Genomic DNA, 21,122 nt, shown 5'->3' with positions numbered 1-21,122 from the left:
ACGTGGTATGACCTCTTAAACATTCGAAAATAATTTATGTTTCTTAAACTGAACTTAACTATCTGCTTATCAAGGCATCTCTACTTATGAGACATCATAATTTACAAAGGTTTATCAACCTTGGTTAAACAATCTTTGTATGAGCCTGCCTGCTCATTGTAAGTAAATAACCAAGCTTGCATATCCGCGTTATGAGCAGCTTGTATGTCGTATTTATAATCACCAATGTACGCAATATCTTGTGTGGGCACTTGCCATTGATAAGCGATTTTTAAAAGCGCTTGAGGGTGCGGTTTGGGAAGCGCATCTTCTCTGGTTAATACCAAATCAATTGGAATAAGATTGTTTCGTAGCTTAATTCGCGTCGCATCAAGGCAATTACGCGTTACAATCGCCAAAGGTAGTTCGTGCTGAATGGCTTGCTGAATAAACTCATTTGCGCCATTGATTAAGCGTGAAGTTTGCGCATCTTCAAGTTCATGACGAAGCACTACTTCGTTTGCCCAACGTTTTTCATTTTGGCAACTCAAGTCATTAATATGCAATAGAATATCGTCCTGTTCTGGACAGGCTAATTCAGCCTTGATGGCTTTAAAATCCAGATTGGCATGCACCAATGTATCATCTAAATCGAAAATAATGCCTTTTACCTGGCTGAAATCAAACAAAGTAAATGCGCTCCTGTAGAAATATTCATAAAGCAATTACGTTAATATTGACCCTACAGATTTCGACATGCATTGTTGTGTGCAGTCAGGTTTATTCACTTATATGTTTATTTATACAGTATATTGATTTATAGTAAATACTTGCCTAATAGCGAAATCCAAGGAGAACTGCATGGCAGTTATTACTCAGTACGTCGTCCAGCATAAAGGAGTCGATAAATTGGTTACTACAGACAAGAAAGAAGCCGACCAATACGACAAAATGCTAGGTATTGCGGACAATCTAAGCGCATATATCCAGCAAAAAGGTATTGAACTGGACGAAGCGCTGGCTGAAGAACTCAGTATTTTACTAGCTAAAAACAAAGATGCGGTGGCGAAATTACTGAAAGGAACCGATGCTGATACGCTGCTGGAAGCTGAGAAAGCAGAAGTGCTTGAAATGAAAAAGGCATAAAAACTGGTAGGATGAGAGCCTCCGCTTTATACTGCGTATATGAACAATGTCTCATCACAGCTTAAAGCAAGCGAAGGCGCTGGCGTGCTTTCGCCAGTTAATACTTCTAAAAAATCCTCATCACTTCATGACGATGGGCAAAGCTACCGTTTGCATCAAATCCAGGGTTATATTCAAAACATATTCTTAGTCGAATACAAGCATGGATGTATGTTGCTGGATGGCGCCTGCAAAGCAGATTTGAGCGTCGTCTCGAAGTATTTTGAGCAACGACTAAAGCGCCCGTTGAGCGACTTGAAAGTTGTGATGGTGACACACATGCACCCTGATCATGCCGGGTGTGCTCATCTTCTTCGAAAGCTTAGTGGCTGCAAAGTGATATGCGGATATTTTGATGAGCACTGGTATAAAGGAATAAAAGGCGCATTATCTCATCTAACTGATATTGCTTTATCACACTGGGTTGCTGGCAGATTAGGTATTAAACGTCGCCTGATTTGGTACCCACGCAAACTTAAGCCTGATCTCATGCTTCAAAATAAAGAAAACATACCCGGGTTTGAGGATTGGCATGTGATCAGTACTCCAGGTCACACTGCAATGGATATTTCAATTGTGCATAATAAAACCAAGCGAATGTACGTAGCGGATTTGATTGTAAAAGTAAAAGGAAAGCTATGCCCTCCCTTTCCCGTTTACTTTCCTCATCACTATAAGCAGTCTTTGCAAAAGCTATACGACTACCAGGGCTACGAGTTAATGATGGCGCATGTAAAAAACCGTGAATTGAAAGCAGGCGACATAAGAACCTTAATAAATAAGGCGCCTGATCGCCCACAACATAACAGCCAGGTAATTCTCGACAGAGCCAAACGTCTTGCCAGATTGCATAAATAATGCAGGAATTGCCTTCACTTATGCTGTACCGCCTACCGTCAGTTCATCAATTTTTAGCGTAGGTTGCCCAACGCCAACTGGAACTGACTGACCATCCTTACCACATACACCCACCCCGGCATCTAGGGCCAAATCATCACCAATCATTGAAATTTTTTGCATGGCTTCAGGTCCATTTCCAATCAAGGTAGCTCCCTTGATTGCCTGAGTAATTTTGCCTTTTTCGATGAGATAAGCCTCTGATGTGGAAAACACGAATTTACCCGATGTGATATCGACCTGCCCGCCGCCGAAGTTTGGCGCGTATATCCCTTTTTCAACCGACTCAATAATTTCCTGTGGATTGTACTGACCACCTAACATATAGGTATTGGTCATCCTGGGCATTGGCAAATGCGCATAAGATTCTCTGCGACCATTTCCAGTTGGTTTTACACCCATTAATTTTGCGTTCATTTTATCCTGCATGTAGCCAGATAAGATACCATCTTCGATAAGCACGTTATACTGACTAGGCGTACCTTCATCATCGATTGACAGCGAACCTCTTCGATCGGCTAAGGTTCCGTCATCAACCACAGTTACGCCTTTTGATGCGACCTGCTGACCAATACGCCCGCTAAATGTGGATGCACCCTTACGGTTAAAATCCCCTTCCAAGCCATGACCCACGGCTTCATGCAGCAAAACACCCGGCCATCCACTTCCTAACACTACCGGCATTGTACCTGCTGGCGCTGGCACGGCTTCAAGGTTAACTCGCGCCATATGTAATGCATCGTCGGCAAGCTTTTGATAACGCAAGCTTCCGTCCTCAAGTTCAGCTCCAAAGAAATCATAACTTCTGCGTCCACCGCATCCTGCCGCTCCTCGCTCACGCTTTCCATCTTTTTCCAAAAGAACGCTGCAATTGAGGCGGATTAATGGCCTTATATCCGTTGCGAATGTGCCATCTGTGGCCGCGACTAAAATTTCCTCATACACGCCAGTAAGACTCACTACCACTTGACTGACATTGGGTTCCTGCTCTCGTACATAAGCGTCTACACTGCGTAAAAGCGCTATTTTTTCATCATCATCCATGGCAATAAGCGGATTACTCGCTGAATAAAGTGCTTTATTATTCTGCTTAGAAAAATTCTGCGCGGTAAGTCCGTTTTGCGCATACTGAGAAGTGGTTTTGATTTGCTCTCGTTTTGGTGAGATGGAACGCGCTGCGACACACGCTTTTGTCAGCGCCTCAATATTAATTTCATCTGAATAAGCAAAGCCCGTTTTTTCATCAGCGATGGCTCTTACCCCAACACCGCGCTCGATATTGTAGCTACCATCTTTAATAATACCGTCCTCAAGCACCCAGGTTTCATGTTGGGAAGATTGAAAATAGAGATCGGCAAACGTGTTCTTGTGCATCATCATGCTATCGAGCAAGGCGCTTAGTTTCGATTGATCAAGGCCTGATTGATGAAGTAAGTTATCTACAACGTGTTTATTCAAATGTGTATCTCTCTTTTTTATGTGACTGTAGCGGCATACGTTTTCTTATCTTTTCAAGATTTTCATGGTCAAATTGAGCACTCGCAATCCCTTCACCGGTTTCAACTATAGATAATAATTCACCCCAGGGAGAATAAATACTCGTATTACCGAAAGTTTGACGATTATCTTCGTGCTCTCCCACCTGATTAGCCGCAATCACATAGGCTTGTAATTCAATACTTCTGGCTTTCAATAAAGCATGCCAATGTGCTTCTCCTGTGACTTTTGTAAAGGCACTTGGAACTGTGACAATATTCACACCTTGCATTGCACTGAACATTGCACTGAAACGCAGATCGTAGCAAACCGATAGGCCAACTTCACCCCACGGTGAAGAAAACTTTCCCAAATGCTCACCGGCTTTTGTATACTTCGATTCGCGATAAGACGCGGTATTGTCTTCTACATCGACATCAAACAAATGCATTTTATTATACTGTGCTATTCGCTCTCCTTTTGGCGAAAACGCTAAACTGGCTGCATGAAATTTTTCGGGGGTCTCATCACATAAAATGGGCATTGAGCCGGCAACGATATAAGCGTTGTATTTATTCGCCCATGTTTTTACATGCGATTGGATCGTGCTTTTTCCTGACTGACTGCTTTTTTCCAGTGACTCCGCATGTTCATATAGTACCTTGCCACTGCAGCCAAATTGAAAGGCACATTCTGGCAAAAGAATTAACGCGGGATGATTTCTTACAATTAAAGGCCGAGCTTCATCAATCAGACGCTCGATGCGAGCCAGATTATGATCTATCGATGTAGAACTGTTAAGTTGAATCGCGATTAAATCAACCATCATTCTGCTCAAGCGGTAACAAATCATCGACAGTTGGTGGAATAAATTCATCAACCATTTCGCTCTCCTCTGGAATACGTCGGGTTGGCAGTGCAACTTCGGTACTTTCTCTACCGGTTTCTATTAATACAGGTTCACTGATTGTGCCGGTTACGGAGTAGTTTACATTAGATATGACCTTAGCCGATGTTAGCACCTGATCAAGCGCCAGTGCAGCTAAGGCAGAAGGCGGACTTACTGTGAAAAAGTAAACCAATACGGGCAGATTCCCGGTGACGTTGGGCGTAAAGCTTACATTATAATTAAGCTGCTGCGAGACCAAGTCCGTGTAACCGTAAATTTCTATTTCTCCAGCAGCGCCATCAATTTTGGTATCGCGAGTATCTGCCTTTCCGTCTGTTATCTGTACACTTCCTCGCATGTCGTCGTAAAAGAAACCTTTGGCAAACACATCCCTAAAATCCAGGGAGAGCTTTCGAACTAACGAATTCAAGCTGAGCAAAGTAAAAATACGAGAGCCCTTGTCACTTACCTCCGTGAGGTATCCGTCTGACAGAGACCAATCAATGTGTCCATCCAGCTGCTTAAATCCAAAATCAATGGGTGAATCTTTCCATGTGAGCGCAAACTCCATGTTAGCGCCTGAGTCCTGGATGCCTGAATCTAAACCCAAGCTATCCAGAAAGGTCCCAAAATCTGAGCTTTGCAAATTTCCCGCCAGGAAAGTGTAATGATCACTGTGTCGCTGATACCATTGCCCAGAGGCACTCACGCTACCGCCATCTGCTTCAACCTTTAAACGAGAAATCTCCAGGCCATCATCGTTAGGCACAGCTTCAAGACTTACTCGCCCTAGATGAAAGTCGCCAAACTCACAATCGCGACAGCTAAAATCGATTCGCGGCAGTTTTTTAGGATCAAATTGCCGCTCAATAGCCGTTTTCTCTTTTTCAAAATCGACATCTGCAAGCTTGATGTAATCAGCATCAATGCTTATGCCTTTTGAGATCCACTGTTTGCTAATATCAACATTGCCTCGCATCTGATCAGAATCAATATCCAGTTCCCATTCTCCATCCAGCTGTTTGGCAGTCACATTTGCATCGGTAACTCGCGCACCGGCAAAAATGACTTGATCAGCCTGAGCAAATACACGCTCCGGTGCACTGAAAACTGAGCTTGATGATTTTTCGGTGTCGCCCACTAATAGTTTGACCACAGACATCCACTTCTGTGCCTCGACATACGGCAAGTTAGCGCTGATACTAAAGCCCACGCCCATCCCTACAAAGTCGGTTTGTCCAAGCGCCAGGTGCGCTCGCGAAAATTGTTTTTCTTTGTGAGGTAATACTCCTTCGAAGCTGATGTCTCTGCCTAATGATGCATTTACGGTTGACGCTATATTGTTGCCACTTGCTTCAACAAAGAGAGGGAGCTTATCCTCAACCGCCTTGTTAAAAGGGGGAGGTAAACTGGATGTCACCTGCATTAAGTCGCTATTGAGTGCGGCCGTGTAAAAATAGTCCTTTTCCCGAAGTGACACATCTATATCCAATATCCATTCGGCATTGCCTTGCACATATTGCTCCATCCCTACAGCATATTGTGTAAATAGAGGAGCCATTGACCAGTCACCAGAAAGCGCGATATCCAGCTCATAATTTTGAGCCTTTTGCGAGCCGACCAAATCAAGCGCTACGCTTTGCCCCATAAGCTCAGCGTTAAGTCCTTCGATGCTTAAAGCTTCATTGTCAAAACTTATTTTACCTTTCGCATTTTGAATATCTAAACCCAAGGCGGCTATCGTCACCTGGCTTTGAAGTAGATTTGCCTCACCCACTGCCCGGGTGCTGCCAGGATTGGACAAGGGAATATACAAACCCAGATTGGTACTAACTGGACCACTTACAATGACATCCTGAGACAGTATGCGTCCCAAAGAATCTTTTAGGCTGCTTTGTTGCATGAGCCTGGCAACCGCCTCACCGTTACTTTCGCCCAACGCGTGTATGCTAAGTGTAGCGTCACGACTTAATTTGGGAATTTCTGCTCGCAAATCAGTCAAATTAACAGATGCAAGCGTGCCTCGTTCTGCCCGCATGTCCAGACGATCATTCTCAAACAGTAAATTAATATCTAGCTCACGCAGCATCGGCCACGCGTCGGAGAATAGAAAATCAGCGTCCTTTACCGCAACGGATGCCTGAAAAATACCCGACTGATTTTCAAAAGGGAAATCCTGTGCGCTACCGTGCCACAGCAGGTGAGCGTTTTGCACCTCGCCTTCCCCAATAAAAGCATTGGCAAGATAATTTTTTGCTCCTGCGCTCATGAATTCATTCGGTAAAAGACTCGGCACTTGATTAAGGGGCAAACCATCAATATCCACCAACATGGAAAGCATCTGGTTTTTGCTGTTAAAGCCAAACTTTGGATGAATGTTAAGCGCGTCAATCTGTAGCTTTCCATCATCACTTATTACAGACCAGCTATCATCAAGACGCTGGACAAATACGGGTAAGTCGATATTGTAGACCCTTAGATCACGCTCAAGCACCGCATTGGCGCTTATCACCGCATCTTCGCTACTGAATTCAAAACGGCCACTATTTTCTTTCCAATAAGCGCTAATATTCAGCTGGGAAACACCTGGAATATTCTCGTACTCCTGCCAACTGGCACTTGCCTGTTCTGCAACTAAGTTAAGCCCTTTCAGACCAAAACTTACATGCAGATCATCAAACAAAAGCTTTAAGTTAATTGCATCAAGCAGTTTAGCCGCTGAGTTTGAGAAAAGGGCGCTCAATGGCAAAATATTGCTCATATCCACTGGCGCTGTATTGTTAAGATTTACCTGTCCGGCCAAATCCAGACAGCCTGTCCAGTCACTTGTCGTTAAAATCTGATTGTTCGAAATGGCCAGGTCTTTTATCGCGAAATGCCATTCATTTTCAAACGGCTGAGCAGCAAAGTCGGCGACTAGCTGCGTCTCGTTGGTTTGGTTTTCTGTATCGTCCGTGTTTCCGTCAGCCTTTGCGCTTCGCCAGGTGAACTGGCTTGGCGTGATTTGTCCACGAACTTTTGTAAATCTACCTTGCGAAATATCTGCCCATAGCGAAAAATTTCCTTTACTGGTCACTAAATCCCCATCAAATTGGGTAAATTCATTTAACCAGGGTGATATATCAAGTGCCTGTCCCTTGGCGTAAAGCAGGCCATTATAGCTATCAACATTTCCGTATAAGTCCAATACAAAGATGGCGGTATTCGATGCGAAGCCTTGCAAGCTCAATTCACCGAGGCCTTGATGACGGTTATCTGCATTTAGCCAGGTTAGTTGTTTGATGCGAATGGTGTTTTGGGCATTCTGATTGACCAACGTAAACGCACTATTGCTAACTGAAAAGTTGTCTAGTTGCTCCAAAAAAAGATTTTCCAGTGCAGACACAACAGGAAACTCAGACGAAGATGACTGGATCCTTTGCAAATCCAGAGTGGCATTAAGATCTGATAAACTCACGTTTCGAGACTGTAACTGAGCGCTGAATATAGAAGCCCAAAATTCGATAGCCAAGTACACATCGCCTACTTCAAGTGCAAGGGGCGACTGATCTCCCTGCTTTAAATGGACGTTTGAAAACTGAAGGCTCGGACCTGAGGATTGCCAGCTAGCTTTTACCTCTCCGATACTGAGCTCAAGTCCGTACTCGGTATTGACGTAATCTTCAATCACGTGCTTGCGGTCATTTAGCAAGGGCAGAGAGTAGCGTAAGAGGCTAATTAGAAGCGCAACCACCACCAATAACACTGCAACCAAGGTCCACAGTTTTCTTAAAATTAAGGTGGTATATTTGCTTGCTTTACTCACATCATTACCACGTCAAACTTGTCTTGATGATAAAGGTGTTCGGTATGGACATTTATTTGTTTTCCTACAAAAGCTTCAAGCTCTGCAAGCACGTGAGATTCTTCTCCCATTAATGCTTCGGCAACCGGAACAGAGGCATAAATAACAAATTTATCCGCGTTATAAGCACGATTAACACGCACAACTTCTCGCGTAATTTCAAAGCAAATGGTTTCAATCGTCTTAATTGAGCCTCGACCACGGCATGCAGGACACTCCCCGCATAGCTGATGCTCAAGGGATTCTCGTGTGCGCTTTCGTGTCATTTCGACTAAGCCGAGCTGGGTAAATCCATAAATGCTCGATTTTGCACGGTCTTTTGCCATTGCTTGCTCTAATGAATGTAAGACACGGCGCTGATGATCAGGTTCCATCATATCGATAAAGTCAATTAATATCATGCCGCCGAGGTTGCGCAAACGTAGCTGTCGTGCGATGGCTAAAGTAGCCTCAATATTGGTGTTAAAAATGGTTTCTTCCAGATTTCGATGTCCGACAAATGCACCGGTGTTAATATCGATTGTCGTCATCGCCTCAGTCTGATCGATAATAATATACCCACCAGATTTGAGATCTACTCTCCTTCCAAGCGCTCGCTGTAGCTCGTTCTCAACATCATACAAATCGAAAATAGGTAAGTCGCCCTGATAATATTCCAATTTATTTGACAGCTCGGGCACGTATTCCTTGGTAAAAGCTTTCAGCTCCTTAAATGTGAGGTTTGAATCTATGCGTATACGCTCAATTTCTGTTCCAACAAAGTCTCTTAACACGCGTCTTGCTACCGGTAAATCTTCATATAAGACATTCCATTTGCCTGCGGTTTTTCGAGACTCTATTTTTTTCCACAAGCGTCGCAAAAATTCGGCATCCTGACGCAGCTCTTTCGCATTTACACCTTCCGCTGCTGTTCGAAGAATAAACCCGCCGTTTTCATCGCACAAATCAGCGACGATACTCTTCAAGCGTTCGCGTTCTTTCTCGTCTTCAATTTTTTGTGACACGCCCACATGACTAACGCTAGGCATGAATACCAAATAGCGAGAAGGTAAGGTTATATCTGTGGTGAGTCTGGCACCTTTCGTGCCGAGGGGATCTTTTACAGCCTGAACAACAATATGCTGTCCTTCCCTTACTAACTCCCTTATGTCTTTTTTCTCAAATGTAGGGGGCGTAACTTCATCTTTCAGCTCATCGTAAACGGCAATATCAGAAGCGTGTAAAAATGCGGCTTTTTCTAAACCAATATCCACAAAAGCAGCTTGCATTCCGGGCAATACCCGACTGACTTTGCCTTTATAAATATTGCCAACAATTCCTTTTTTGGTATGGCGCTCTATATGAATTTCCTGAAGAATTCCGTTTTCAATAAGCGCGACTCGTGATTCCGACGGTGTGACATTTATCAACAGTTCTGCACTTATATCCATTAGATTACGCTCTTTACTAGTTGTTTTGTTTCATAAAGCGGTAAGCCTACCACTGAACTAAAACTACCTTGAATATGTTTAACAAATTGCTCTGCGAGCCCTTGAATGGCGTAGCCACCCGCTTTATCTTTTGGCTCACCTGTATTCCAGTAGTCGATTGCGTCCTGTTCGGATATCTCACAAAAGGTCACCCGCGTCTCGACAAGTACGGTTTTTTGTTGGCTGTCTGTTACGCAAGCAACCGCCGTCAGTACCCGGTGAGTTTTATCAGACAATAGACTCATCATGCGCATAAAATCGGCTTTGTCTTTTGGCTTTCCGAGCACTGCGTTATTAAACGCAATTACCGTATCTGAGCCAATCACCACGGCACTTCGATGCTTATTAAACACACATTTTGCTTTTTCCAGCGCCAGGCGAACGACAAGGGTTTCCGGCGCCTCATTATCTTTAGGAGTTTCATCAATATCAGCCGATTCCACAACAAAGTTCTTACAAATTCTTGCAAGAAGTTCCTGTCTGCGTGGTGAGGCCGAAGCAAGAACGACGGTTTTTTGCATCAAGCCACCTTGAATCGTCGACGAAATCTTCTAAGTAGCCAAAACAACCATGGCCATAAAAGCACAGATGTCACGCTCGGCCATAAATAAATAAAACGAAACTCAATACTCGTTAACCAAAACTGTAACCAATAAATGATGAGATGATAAATGAAAGATAAAATACCAATGGTTATGGCAAGCTGCAAAATAGACTGATTTCGCATACGTTGATAGTTAGTTGCCACAATAAAAATCGGCACCGCCAGTGCAAAACTGTGCACTCCCAGAGCCGTGCCATAAAGCAAATCCAGAATGACGCCTGTTACGCCAGCCACGCCAACGCTGACGCGATTCGGCAGCGCCATCGCCCAGTAACATAAAATAAGCAACAGCCAATCGGGTCGATACAAGTCTGCTTGCGCGGGCATCGGAATGATTTGTAAGACCAAGCCAACAATGATGCTGATGTAGATAAACGCGGGATTACCTCTCATTTTGGTTTTCCCCGCTTACATCGTTAATTTCGTCGCTGTTATTGGTACTTTGATTCAGTCCATTATTCTCTGCCGCCTCGTTGATTTCTTCAGGCCATAAAAGCAACAAATACTTAATTCGATCTAATTTTGCCAGTGGCTTTACACTAACTTGTGCAAATGGCTGACTCTCATCCCGGATAATTTCACTGACTTCAGCTACAGGGTAGCCTTCTACAAATACATTACCCAATCCAGATGATATGAGAATATCCCCTACTTTGATGTCGGTACTGTGCGGAACATGTTCAAGCGCAAGTTCATTTAACTGCCCCAAACCCGAAACAATCACGGTCACGTTGTTCCGGCTTATACGAGAGGGAATAGCATGCGTGACATCCGATATCAGCAGCACACGGGAATTTGTAGTCCCCACCTCCATCACCTGCCCCACAATGCCGCTTTCGTCTAATACTGATTGACCTTCAAAAACACCATCAATTGCTCCTTTGTTGATAACAATTTGATGGCTGTAAGGATTGTTGTCTACTGCCATAAGCTCAGCAATCATTTTGCGCACTTCTTGTTTGATAGGTGCATCGAGTAAACGACGGAGCTTTTTGTTTTCTTCTTCCAGAATGCGAAAACGCTGGAGTTGTGCGCTCATCAGCGTGATCCGCTCTGTCAGTGCTTCATTATCTTCTAAAAGTTGTTGTCTGGAAGTAAAGCGTGACGCACTCCAGCTTAGAACCGCGCCAGGCATATCCGCAATATACTGAAGAGGACTCACTAAAGACGTCAAGTAAGCCCTGAGGGTGCTGACACTTTCAACTTTTGTATCGACAAACATCGCCGCTACCGAAAAAATCAGCACAATGATAAAACGGGTGAGAAGCGAAAATCCTCGTGGGAATACTTCATTCATAACGAGCGGGTAACTCCATGCTACCCATTACTCAAAACTAAAGAGATCGCCACCGTGCAAATCGATCATGTCGAAAGCTTTACCGCCCCCACGAGCTACACAGGTGAGAGGATCATCAGCGATTACCACTGGAATGCCTGTTTCTTCCATTAACAGTCGATCCAAATCTTTAAGTAATGCACCACCGCCGGTTAATACCATTCCACGCTCTGAAATATCAGATGCAAGCTCTGGCGGAGATTGTTCAAGAGCAACCATAACCGCACTTACAATGCCAGACAAAGGCTCCTGCAGTGCTTCAAGGATTTCATTGCTATTGAGATTAAAACCTCGCGGCACACCCTCTGCCAGATTACGGCCACGCACTTCGATTTCTCTGACCTCTTCGCCTGGATAAGCTGCGCCAATTTCATGCTTAATCCGCTCAGCAGTTGCCTCGCCAATCAGAGAACCAAAGTTTCGGCGAATATAATTGATAATCGCTTCGTCGAACTTGTCTCCGCCTATGCGAACCGATGAAGAATACACCACGCCATTTAAAGAAATGATCGCCACTTCGGTGGTACCACCACCAATATCAACAACCATTGAACCTGTCGCTTCAGATACAGGTAAGCCAGACCCTATTGCGGCGGCCATCGGTTCATCAATCAAAAACACATCTCTAGCGCCCGCTCCAATGGCAGATTCTTTAATGGCGCGACGCTCTACTTGAGTTGAGCCACAGGGAACGCATACCAATACGCGAGGACTGGGACGCAAAAAGTTATTGTCGTGAACCTGCTTTATAAAATGCTGAAGCATTTTTTCGGTGACATAAAAATCGGCGATCACACCGTCTTTCATTGGGCGGATAGCCTTAATATTACCGGGCGTTCGGCCTAACATTTGTTTAGCTGCATGGCCCACAGCGGCCACGCTTTTTGGACCACCTGCTCGCTCCTGCCTAATGGCAACTACGGATGGTTCGTTAAGTACAATGCCTTGATCTTTCACATATATCAGCGTGTTAGCTGTGCCGAGGTCAATAGAAAGGTCGTTAGAAAACATACCTCGAAGCTTTTTGAACATGGAATGCCTTTTTTAAATAATAATCAGATTAAGTGATATAAGTTAACTTATATGTGCCGCTAAATCCCTAAAAACCAATGTTTTACTGCAAAAAAATCTATGCGTACACAGGACTTGACATAATTGCGTAACTTTACCAATGCGCCGCCTTTTGAGCAAGCGCGCATCGTGCATATTCTTACATAACAACGCGTATCCAGCGCGACTTTTTTATTGACGCGTTTTTAAAATGCTTCTCGCCAGTGAATTGTTTTATCATCACCTCTGTAAAGACCGAAGGCGATATTGGCTGAAGGGGTATCATTTTCATCAATATCGTTATCTCCATCCCAATCAATATTTAGATAGCGAGACCAATGATTTGCGGTATTTTGCACTTCAAGCGTCATGAACACGCTACCACTTAGTGCCGTTCCCGAGTCTATGACTGGCTGGAACACAAAATCGTTCAAGTCCGAATGACCATTTGTTAAAGCGTGTGTCGCTTCAATCCCTGCTATGAAGCTTGACAAGTCGCTTGGGCTTTGTGGGTCGTGTAAAATACTGATCCCTCCGCTACTTTGAGAAATAGCAAATTGTGTATGGGAATCGTCAGAATTAGTCACCCACGTTCCGCCTCGCAGATATTGAGTACGTGCTTGCACGCGCAGTGGGCGATTTTCTGCACCAAACGCGTTTTCTAAAAATAGTCTTCCGTAACGCATCTGGGTGCCGCTCACATTATTTATGACAAAGCCACTGCAGGGTCCGCTTAAGCTTGTTCTGTAACACACGCCATCGGTATCGGTAAAAAAGTCAGCGTCAAAACTGACACTAAGCTGCGCATCAAAGGGGCTGGTATCCGCACCGCCTGGATTAACCACCTTGGTGTAGCGAACACTTGGCTGCACCAAACGCATAACGGCTAAACCGTTGTAGTCATCTTTCTTTTGAATATCCAGGGCACTTGCTTTGGAAAGGGCCTCGACACCGCCCGAATAAGCAGATGTGTCCGTGTATGACACAAAACTGTTTACTCTGGCCATCTCAAAAGGCAAATTCCACAACTCATTCGCGTAATTTTTGGTGACCTGACCCAGTGCATTGTAGGCTGTTATTTGCAAAGTGGGTTCTTTTAAAGGCACAAAGCCAAAGGTTTGGCCCACATAGCTGAAATTCGTTGCCGCATCTGTTAAAAGCGGTTGAATAAGCGTCCCACTTGCGTTTTTTCGCTCTACCCGAAAATAGGCAGGAATCACAGGCCCTATAGTTAAGCTATCTGCCTCAATTTGTGAACCCAAATAATCCGCATCTCGCATCATGATCTGATAGGTTCCGGCTTCCTCAAAAAAGGCGTTTACACTTGATGCCTGACCATTATTAAAGTGGACATTGCTTGTCAGCGCATAGGCTTCATTAATACTCGTTTGCACTGAGGTGCCAATATCGAATATAAACGATGAGTCACTGCCAGAAGTGCTTGCCGGTACTACGCGTTTAGCCGCGAGCTGAAGCTGATTGGGTTTAAAGCCAACAAGTGTAGACCCCTTTGCGCCAATGGCCGTAATATCGAAAGAATATTTTTCACCGGCAACAGGTTTTACTGGCGCACTGGTGCTTAAACGCAAGCGCTGCGGGATCATCTTGATTTGCGTTGGACTGCTTTGTACCTGTACACCACCAATATTGGCTTGAGCGCTAATATTTAACATACCCACATCCGCGTAAGAAAAACCGGCAAAACTCGCTTCTCCATTTTCGTCAAAGCTTAGTTCTATTTGACCGGAATGCACCGAAGCGCTTCCTCTGGGAATGCCTGCAAAATCCGCGTTGCAGCTTGCGGGGGCGTATGTTTCAGCGCCGGTGTTTGTGCATTCGTAACTGATATCAATGGATTGAGTTGAAGAGACTAAGGCATCACAACTGTCACCACTTTGTCCTATCGCTCGAATACCAAGCGCAGCCAACGGGGATTCTGCAATAAATGGTGTACTGGAGAATTCCGTTTGTCCGCTACCTGTGTGAAAAAATTCCAGGCCAGCCAGGTCATATTCAATGGTGCAATCAGGGTCACAAATCACCGGTGCAACCGGGTTTTGACCACTACTGCCAATAGTCAGCGTGCCGGTGCCGTTATAAACCAATTGCACCTGAGTAGAGCCTGTAAATGTCACCTCGCTTTGTGCCCAGGCGCCTGCCGGAAATAACTGTAAGGTGCTAGGATCAGTAGCCAGTTCATTGCAACTTGCATCAGCACAGGCTTTAAGCGTAACAGAAGGCGTACCGCAGGCCATGGCTTCTTCAGGATGTTCAATCACATAGCTAAATGTTGCCTGACAGGACTGTGCACTTGCCATATCTGCTTGAGCTTGTGCTTTAGTGACCATTTCCCGATAAACGCGAATCTCATCAAAATAGCCGTTTGCACTGTTTCCTGTCATATCTACCACAAGATAGGTGCTTTTGTTATCACCAAAGGTCAAAGTGCCGTAAGGGGCAATATTTCCGTAATCGTTATTCCAACCCCGGGTAAACTCCGTCGTACCGTTAAGTATTAGCGTCATTCGATGCGTATCGTAGTTCCAGCTTAAGGCAATATGCACCCATTCATCCGCCGCAAAACGAGGAGAATTAAAAGTCAACTGCACGTCTCTGTCGTTCACATCTTCTGCACCAAAAGCTAACTTGCCATCTGTCCGAATGGCTAAATAAAAATATTTATTGCCGCGAGTTGCATCAAAAATTTGTTGTCGCCCTACGCTTCCCCAATCTACGGTTGAGCGATACCAGAAAGACACTCCACCCTGATTGCCTAATTCATCTATGTCGATTTTTGTGTCAAAATTTTTGAATTGATCGTTAGAGCGGTCGCTTGGAACAAGTAGCGCATTGCACTGTTTGTTGTTATTGGGAATTTGTATGCGTAAATCCGGATGCAGTTCGCCGGTAAATCCATTCCCGGTCAAATCTTCGATAAAATCGCCCGTAATTCCCTCTGAGTCAAAGCTATAGTGAGCCACCAGAGAAGAACAGGATGCGCAAGCGTAGTCACTATCATTAAACCAGTTCACGACATCAGCATCAGAGGGCTGATTCTGATAAATTTTAATGTCGTCGATTTCGCCCTTTAAAAAGTTATTCAGTTGGCTGGATATATCACCATTGCCATTGTAACCGCGAGAGCTTGCGCCAAATATCAGATCACGCAAATTGTTTGTCCAACCAATGGTATAGTCAGGTATGTGTTGGATTTCAGAGCCGTTTAAATAAAGCTTTAAGCCCTCGTTACCAAAGCTGTAAACCAAATGATTCCAAGTGTTTTCTGAGACTCTTACCGTGCCAGAATTAAACGCGCTTTCGCTTGCACCCTGTTGCCTACCTCTGATTCTGCCTTCGCTATCTAGGCGTATTTCAACATCTGCGCCACCCTCATTACCGTTGTAATCTTTTGACATTAATGCCATGCCGCTAAGCTGCCAGGTTCCGCCATCATAGGGCGTGCTTTCAAAATTAAGATCAGGTACTTTAAACCAAAATGACACTGCGCCGGCATCCATCTCAAAAGCGTTTTTGTGCACAACTCTTACCGCCGCCTGCGCGCCGTCAAATGCCAAGCCCTGACAAAATCGGCTTGCAACGTTCACGCTGACATTATTGATAACCGAAGCGTCGTAGCCACTAACCACATCTACAACTTTGTTTGCCTCTACACTGCAAACGTCAGATGAATAATGTGACAGCAAAACGGGTTCATTGGAGCAATTAAAACAGCTTTGCGAGGATAAGCTATTAAGCCTGTCTATTTGAGCTGCATTTAATTGAACGTTGAATAGTTTGAATTCATCGATGCTGCCTTTAAAAAAATCGCGCAATTGTGAGCCTCTATCGCCATTTGAAGATAAGCGAAAATTTCTGGCGCTTGCCCCTAGCGCCATATCCAGTCCATTGGGCTGTAAACGCGAAGCGGTATTGGAAGCATCCGAACCCTCTAGTTGAGCGTCGACAAATAGAAAAATTCCGTCAGGCCCCCAAGTCACCACAACATGATGCCATTGGTTCTCCTGGATAAGCGCACGGCTGGTAAAATCCGAGTTTGTCTGACTGCGATAAATAAGCTGTAAAGCGCCAGCATCTGTCATTAAAAGGCTCAATCGGTCTAATATGGACTCATTTGTGTCTTTTGACAAAATACCCTGCTTGCCTTCATGCGAGCGGCTCGAATAATCCAAATCCTCTGACTTCATCCAAAAGGAAATTGCGCCTTGCTGCAAATCGAATAGACCACTGTCCTGAATATCAATAAAAGTGTGACTCCCATCGAATTTCGCGCCCTGGCAGTATTGCGCAGCGTAGTCTATTTCTATTCCATTCCAGGCGTCTGCATGATTGCTGCGTATTGAATCCAGAATTCCCTTGTTACGTTGAGGCTTAAGGCACATATCCATCGTATAGTGGAGAATAGGTGAGGGTAAAAGTGCATTTTGCCCGCAGGCCCCGCTAAAATTTGCCTGTTCGATATCAGCCGCTCGATAAACAACCTTCGCACCTGAATCAAAGACGATGGTTTTAGCATTTACAGCGCCAAATACGCGAGAATTCTTTCCAAGCGTGAATGTGTCAAGTATATAAAAAAATCCGCGTAAAGTCGAAGCCGCCTGCACATCAAAGCGCTGTGAGCTAATAAAAACAAACTGCACGGAATCGCCCCCGGCATTCATTGATATCGCCCCACTCGCGGTAAAATCATTTACATACACAATGACTTTGTCGGTGCCGCTCACATCAAAAGAAGCACCATCAGCCATGCTTAGTGTATTAAAAAAGTATGTGCCGGATGAAAGTATTATTTTGGCGTTTGCAGCCATATTTAATTGGTTGACCCTAACTATGCCATCTCTGCCCTGTACGCTAAGCATTGCGTTAGATTGCAGGGTCAAATTGTCGAGATCAACCTGATTCATGGTAGCGCTTTGATTGATGGCAACCGTCTCATCCGTGCTTTGCATAGAGCGTTGAAAACTGGGCAGGTTTAACGAATCAGTATTGGTACCACTGGATATGCATGCACCTTCGGTGTCACAACTATCCGCGTGATTGCCTCCTAAAATGCCGATATCAAGCACACCGTCACTGCCGAGGACCTGACCGTTTGTACCAAAATTTACGGTACCTGATGCCGAAAAACTGGCGATTGGGTCCGGAAAAAAGTCAAGGCATTGTGTCGCCCAAGCGCTGACATTAAACAAAAGCAAGGCCGTTAACAAAGCGCTTGCTATAGTGCGTCTACAGAGAAGTGATCTCAGCATTGCTTACAGCTCCTCTTGCATTGCATCAACGTAAAGTGTGCGACTGACTATGCCTGCACCTGTATCGCACAAGCCGGTGCTTGAATAGCGATAGTAACGATGAGTTTCACTATTAAAGGAGATTTCCTGTGAACGACAGCTGGCGCTAAAGCTACAGTTCTTGAATCCATTTATATTCGAGAATGAAGCAGTAATTGTGATATTGGTATTGCATGACTGGCTACTCGCGCCCGCTGGAAAGCTGTTTGCAATAAGTGATTCGATACCTGCATGAGCTGCTTGTTGCGCCCTAAGGCCGTACACCTCAGAAATGACTGCACGATTAGATCCTGAAATAAGCGTAATCATCGTCCCGGCGAGCAAAGTCAAAACAACTAACACAAATAAGGCCATCACGATCATACTGCCTGACTGATTTTTATTTCTTGCTACAGCACTTTTTTGCACCATAGCGCATGATTTTTGTATCTGAGGTTTATGGGACATTTGGCGCATGCACCTCTTTTAAAAAACTGATTTGTTCATCGCCGCGTGAAAAAATAAAACGAGCCTGAGTGTAGGCATTGCGACGCAAGCTATTGTCAAACAGTCGAAAAGGATCTTGAACGCCAGGCGTCAACGATGGATTGCTTGAAAGAAGGTTGGCAACCCCCTCTGCCATCAACACTCCACCGCTCTCAAATAAGGTTTGAATAGGATTAATGGGCGAAGTATGTCGATAAACCCCATTATCTCTTACGCAGTAACTAATAGCAGAATCGGCAATATACAATCGCCTTGAAGGTGAATCGGTATAAAAGCCATCGCTCACACTGAGTTGCACAACACCATCGCTGTCGCCACCTGTAGCGCAATTATTATCATCGTCGGTACAGTTTAAAATCGCGCGCTGCCTTATATCATCAGGGTTCGCTGGTAGAACATGCCCGTATACGTGATCGGCGGTAAGCGGAAATACAATGGCCACGTCGTTCGCGTCGGGGGTATACGACACCCCTTGCAAATCATTATGCATCTCAATTAAATCAACTGTGGTCGCACTTTCATTAACAAGTGGAATATTCAGGTAGTAGGTATTCCAATTGATGGGCACAAATTCCAGGCAATGCACACTGGCATTGCCTTTTATTCGCACAGAATTTGGAACAGCATCTGCCAACTCCCGGCTAAAGCGCTCAATAAAAAAGCTGCCGTCTCTGAGCAAAGATTCTCTTTCGGTCATATCAAGATAAGCCGACATTGCGCTTCTGACAAAACCTGAAATACCTATGCCGACAACGGCGAGTATCATGATAACCAGCACCAGCTCAACCAATGTAAAACCTTTAGTTGATTTCATTTGATTGCCCTGGCGCATCAATAATTCTCCCTGAACATAGAAAACCAGAGTGATTCCCCGGCAGGTGTATCAATGCGAATTTGAATCAGTTTTTTCGTACCAATAAGTGTTGCTGAATCAAGGTTGCCGTCTTGGTCTGCATCATCATCATTAACGCCATCTGCATTATCGTCGTAAAACACGCTGACATGCGCAGAAAAACCCTCGTATACATCCACACCCGCAAAACTGGCGCTAGTACCTAATGAACTGGCAATATCAGAGCCACTTGTGCTAAAGCCATGAAAATCATCAACATCATCAAAACTGCTTCGGTTCTCTCCAATATCAGGCCCTAAGGCTCCGCTTGTTGTGCAGGCAACACTCAGTCCACACGCTTGCGATTCTGCCAGTGAATAGGCATTTTCATCAAACGCTTTTGCATGAATTTCATTGCTTAAAGACTGAGCGAGCGTGACTGCGCGTGTTTGCCAAATTGGATCAATCCCTCGCTTTAATTGCGGAATAAAAACATTGGCAAGCGCTACCATGGCAATGGCAAACAGTAAAATACCGATAATCAGTTCGATTAATGTAAAACCGCACTGGTGACGCTTTGTTAGCGTCAATCTAGCCCAAAGCGAAGACTTAACATTCATGCACGTATCCCTCGCTGAGCACACAAATGGAAGCGCTTTCATCGCCCACAAAAGAGATTCGGCAGGAGCTGGCACAGCTACCAAGATTTGTTCGCGGCTGTCCTAATGCATTAAAGCGCAAATAAGTGATCGCAAGACCAGAATCGGTAGCAATTAACTCTACGCCCTTATCGGCAAGTTCACCTGCGTCACTTCGTAAATATTTTGGACTTAAAAAATCAATGCTTGCTGCGCAAGTCGCGCTTTGATTTCCAGGCTGATAATTATTACTGGCAGGACCAAATGCAGAATTGCTTCCTGTATTAAACAGGATTTGGTAACAAAACCCGGGGCGAGTATCATGCATCGCCTGAATTTGCATAGTACGAAGTGCGGTTTGCAAGCGCTGCTGAAAGGCATATTCTGCGTATTCATCGGATGAAAAAACGCGTGGAGCAGCAGTTACCGCGAGAATACCCAAAATGATAACCACAGTAATAAGCTCAACAAGGGTAAATCCTCGTTGAGCCTTATAGATAAGCTTTACATGGCTTACTGTGGGATGCATCTTTCATTTATTACCGAAGGTTGTTGTGGTACTAACTTAACAACCGGTAGTGACAACATTCACAGTTGGCACTTGACCAACACCCGCTGCATTTATATATTCGGCATAGCAGGCAACAGTGGCTGCGTCCCTTTCAAATCGTAGTCTAAACGCCGCAGGATTTGTTCCCGATGCGGCGATTGCTTCGAGGGTAAATTCATCGTCGTTAATGTCTACAAAACTATCTATACCGGGAACGGTAGTGCTGCCTGAGGTGCTGCTTGAAATACCAGAATAGGCTGCTGCATCCGGATAGCCAAAGTGGGTTTGCACCTCAACACCAGCAACACTGACAAAAGAGTTGGCGGTGTCTGAATTATCTACTTTTTGCACGCCCTTAATTGCAGCTTTGGCAAATACCAACTGCGAAGATCCTTGCAGTGCGCCTTTAACGCCTTGCAAAGCACCTGCACGTGCATCCGATTGGATATCAATAAAGCGTGGTGCCGCCGTTACGGCAAGTATGCCTAAAATAACGATTACAATGACAAGCTCAATCAATGTAAAACCGCGTTGTTTGTTCATGGTATTTTCCTCTGTGCACTCTGTTGCATTAGTTGTTA

The 21,122-nt window shown here is 44.7% G+C and carries 17 protein-coding genes; 2 read left to right on the top strand and 15 right to left on the bottom strand.

Annotation, left to right across the window (positions count from 1 at the left end):
* Window positions 1-101: 101 nt before the first annotated feature.
* Window positions 102-668 carry an HAD family hydrolase gene (locus tag D6V41_RS10010; protein ID WP_136251366.1) on the bottom strand — a complete coding sequence of 189 codons (567 nt, stop codon included), beginning with the start codon at window positions 666-668 and terminating at the stop codon, window positions 102-104.
* 172 nt (window positions 669-840) lie between these two features.
* Here D6V41_RS10010 and D6V41_RS10005 point away from each other — a divergent pair, with 172 nt between their 5' ends.
* Complete coding sequence (locus tag D6V41_RS10005; RefSeq protein WP_136251365.1) at window positions 841-1,125, top strand: YebG family protein; 285 nt, start codon at window positions 841-843, stop codon at window positions 1,123-1,125.
* A gap of 39 nt (window positions 1,126-1,164) precedes the next feature.
* Window positions 1,165-2,022, top strand: a complete 858-nt coding sequence (locus D6V41_RS10000) for an MBL fold metallo-hydrolase (protein ID WP_136251364.1) — start codon at window positions 1,165-1,167, stop codon at window positions 2,020-2,022.
* 18 nt (window positions 2,023-2,040) lie between these two features.
* Here the strand turns inward: D6V41_RS10000 and tldD are convergent, their stop codons facing one another.
* The 14 genes from tldD to D6V41_RS18455 all read right to left on the bottom strand — a co-directional run bounded on the left by tldD (window position 2,041) and on the right by D6V41_RS18455 (window position 21,084).
* Window positions 2,041-3,519, bottom strand: a complete 1,479-nt coding sequence (tldD, locus tag D6V41_RS09995) for a metalloprotease TldD (RefSeq protein ID WP_136251363.1) — start codon at window positions 3,517-3,519, stop codon at window positions 2,041-2,043.
* On the bottom strand, window positions 3,512-4,414 hold the full coding sequence (locus D6V41_RS09990; RefSeq protein WP_241664510.1) for a carbon-nitrogen hydrolase family protein: 903 nt from the start codon (window positions 4,412-4,414) through the stop codon (window positions 3,512-3,514). Before D6V41_RS09990 ends, tldD begins: the two co-directional genes overlap by 8 nt.
* A complete protein-coding gene (locus tag D6V41_RS09985; protein WP_136251362.1) occupies window positions 4,356-8,231 on the bottom strand; it encodes a YhdP family protein in 3,876 nt (1,291 codons plus the stop codon). The genes D6V41_RS09990 and D6V41_RS09985 overlap by 59 nt, the downstream gene beginning before the upstream one ends.
* Window positions 8,228-9,694: a ribonuclease G gene (gene rng / locus D6V41_RS09980; protein ID WP_136251569.1), complete on the bottom strand. Its 1,467-nt coding sequence runs from the start codon at window positions 9,692-9,694 to the stop codon at window positions 8,228-8,230. Before rng ends, D6V41_RS09985 begins: the two co-directional genes overlap by 4 nt.
* A 5-nt stretch (window positions 9,695-9,699) precedes the next feature.
* Window positions 9,700-10,260, bottom strand: a complete 561-nt coding sequence (locus D6V41_RS09975) for a Maf family protein (protein WP_136251361.1) — start codon at window positions 10,258-10,260, stop codon at window positions 9,700-9,702.
* Window positions 10,260-10,736, bottom strand: a complete 477-nt coding sequence (gene mreD / locus D6V41_RS09970) for a rod shape-determining protein MreD (protein ID WP_136251360.1) — start codon at window positions 10,734-10,736, stop codon at window positions 10,260-10,262. Before mreD ends, D6V41_RS09975 begins: the two co-directional genes overlap by 1 nt.
* Window positions 10,726-11,640, bottom strand: coding sequence for a rod shape-determining protein MreC (gene mreC, locus D6V41_RS09965; protein WP_136251359.1), 915 nt, complete (start codon window positions 11,638-11,640; stop codon window positions 10,726-10,728). The genes mreD and mreC overlap by 11 nt, the downstream gene beginning before the upstream one ends.
* 27 nt (window positions 11,641-11,667) lie before the next feature.
* Window positions 11,668-12,711 carry a rod shape-determining protein gene (locus tag D6V41_RS09960; protein WP_136251358.1) on the bottom strand — a complete coding sequence of 348 codons (1,044 nt, stop codon included), beginning with the start codon at window positions 12,709-12,711 and terminating at the stop codon, window positions 11,668-11,670.
* 224 nt (window positions 12,712-12,935) lie between these two features.
* Window positions 12,936-17,996 (bottom strand): laminin G domain-containing protein, encoded by a 5,061-nt coding sequence (locus D6V41_RS09955; protein WP_136251357.1) that lies wholly within the window; start codon window positions 17,994-17,996, stop codon window positions 12,936-12,938.
* A gap of 3 nt (window positions 17,997-17,999) precedes the next feature.
* Window positions 18,000-18,482, bottom strand: coding sequence for a type II secretory pathway component (locus tag D6V41_RS09950; protein WP_168711009.1), 483 nt, complete (start codon window positions 18,480-18,482; stop codon window positions 18,000-18,002).
* Window positions 18,472-19,335 (bottom strand): PulJ/GspJ family protein, encoded by an 864-nt coding sequence (locus D6V41_RS09945; RefSeq protein ID WP_241664509.1) that lies wholly within the window; start codon window positions 19,333-19,335, stop codon window positions 18,472-18,474. Before D6V41_RS09945 ends, D6V41_RS09950 begins: the two co-directional genes overlap by 11 nt.
* 17 nt (window positions 19,336-19,352) lie before the next feature.
* Window positions 19,353-19,973: a type IV pilus modification PilV family protein gene (locus D6V41_RS09940; RefSeq protein WP_136251354.1), complete on the bottom strand. Its 621-nt coding sequence runs from the start codon at window positions 19,971-19,973 to the stop codon at window positions 19,353-19,355.
* Window positions 19,963-20,520 (bottom strand): type II secretion system protein, encoded by a 558-nt coding sequence (locus D6V41_RS18460; RefSeq protein WP_136251353.1) that lies wholly within the window; start codon window positions 20,518-20,520, stop codon window positions 19,963-19,965. Before D6V41_RS18460 ends, D6V41_RS09940 begins: the two co-directional genes overlap by 11 nt.
* Before the next feature lie 36 nt (window positions 20,521-20,556).
* Window positions 20,557-21,084, bottom strand: a complete 528-nt coding sequence (locus D6V41_RS18455; RefSeq protein WP_136251352.1) for a type II secretion system protein — start codon at window positions 21,082-21,084, stop codon at window positions 20,557-20,559.
* Between the last annotated feature and the right edge of the window lie 38 nt (window positions 21,085-21,122).

The sequence above is a fragment of the Ningiella ruwaisensis genome (genome assembly GCF_004798935.1).
Lineage (GTDB): Bacteria > Pseudomonadota > Gammaproteobacteria > Enterobacterales > Alteromonadaceae > Glaciecola > Glaciecola ruwaisensis.
The sequence above is the reverse complement of the archived record's forward strand: the minus strand, read 5'-3'. Positions and strand labels throughout refer to the sequence as shown.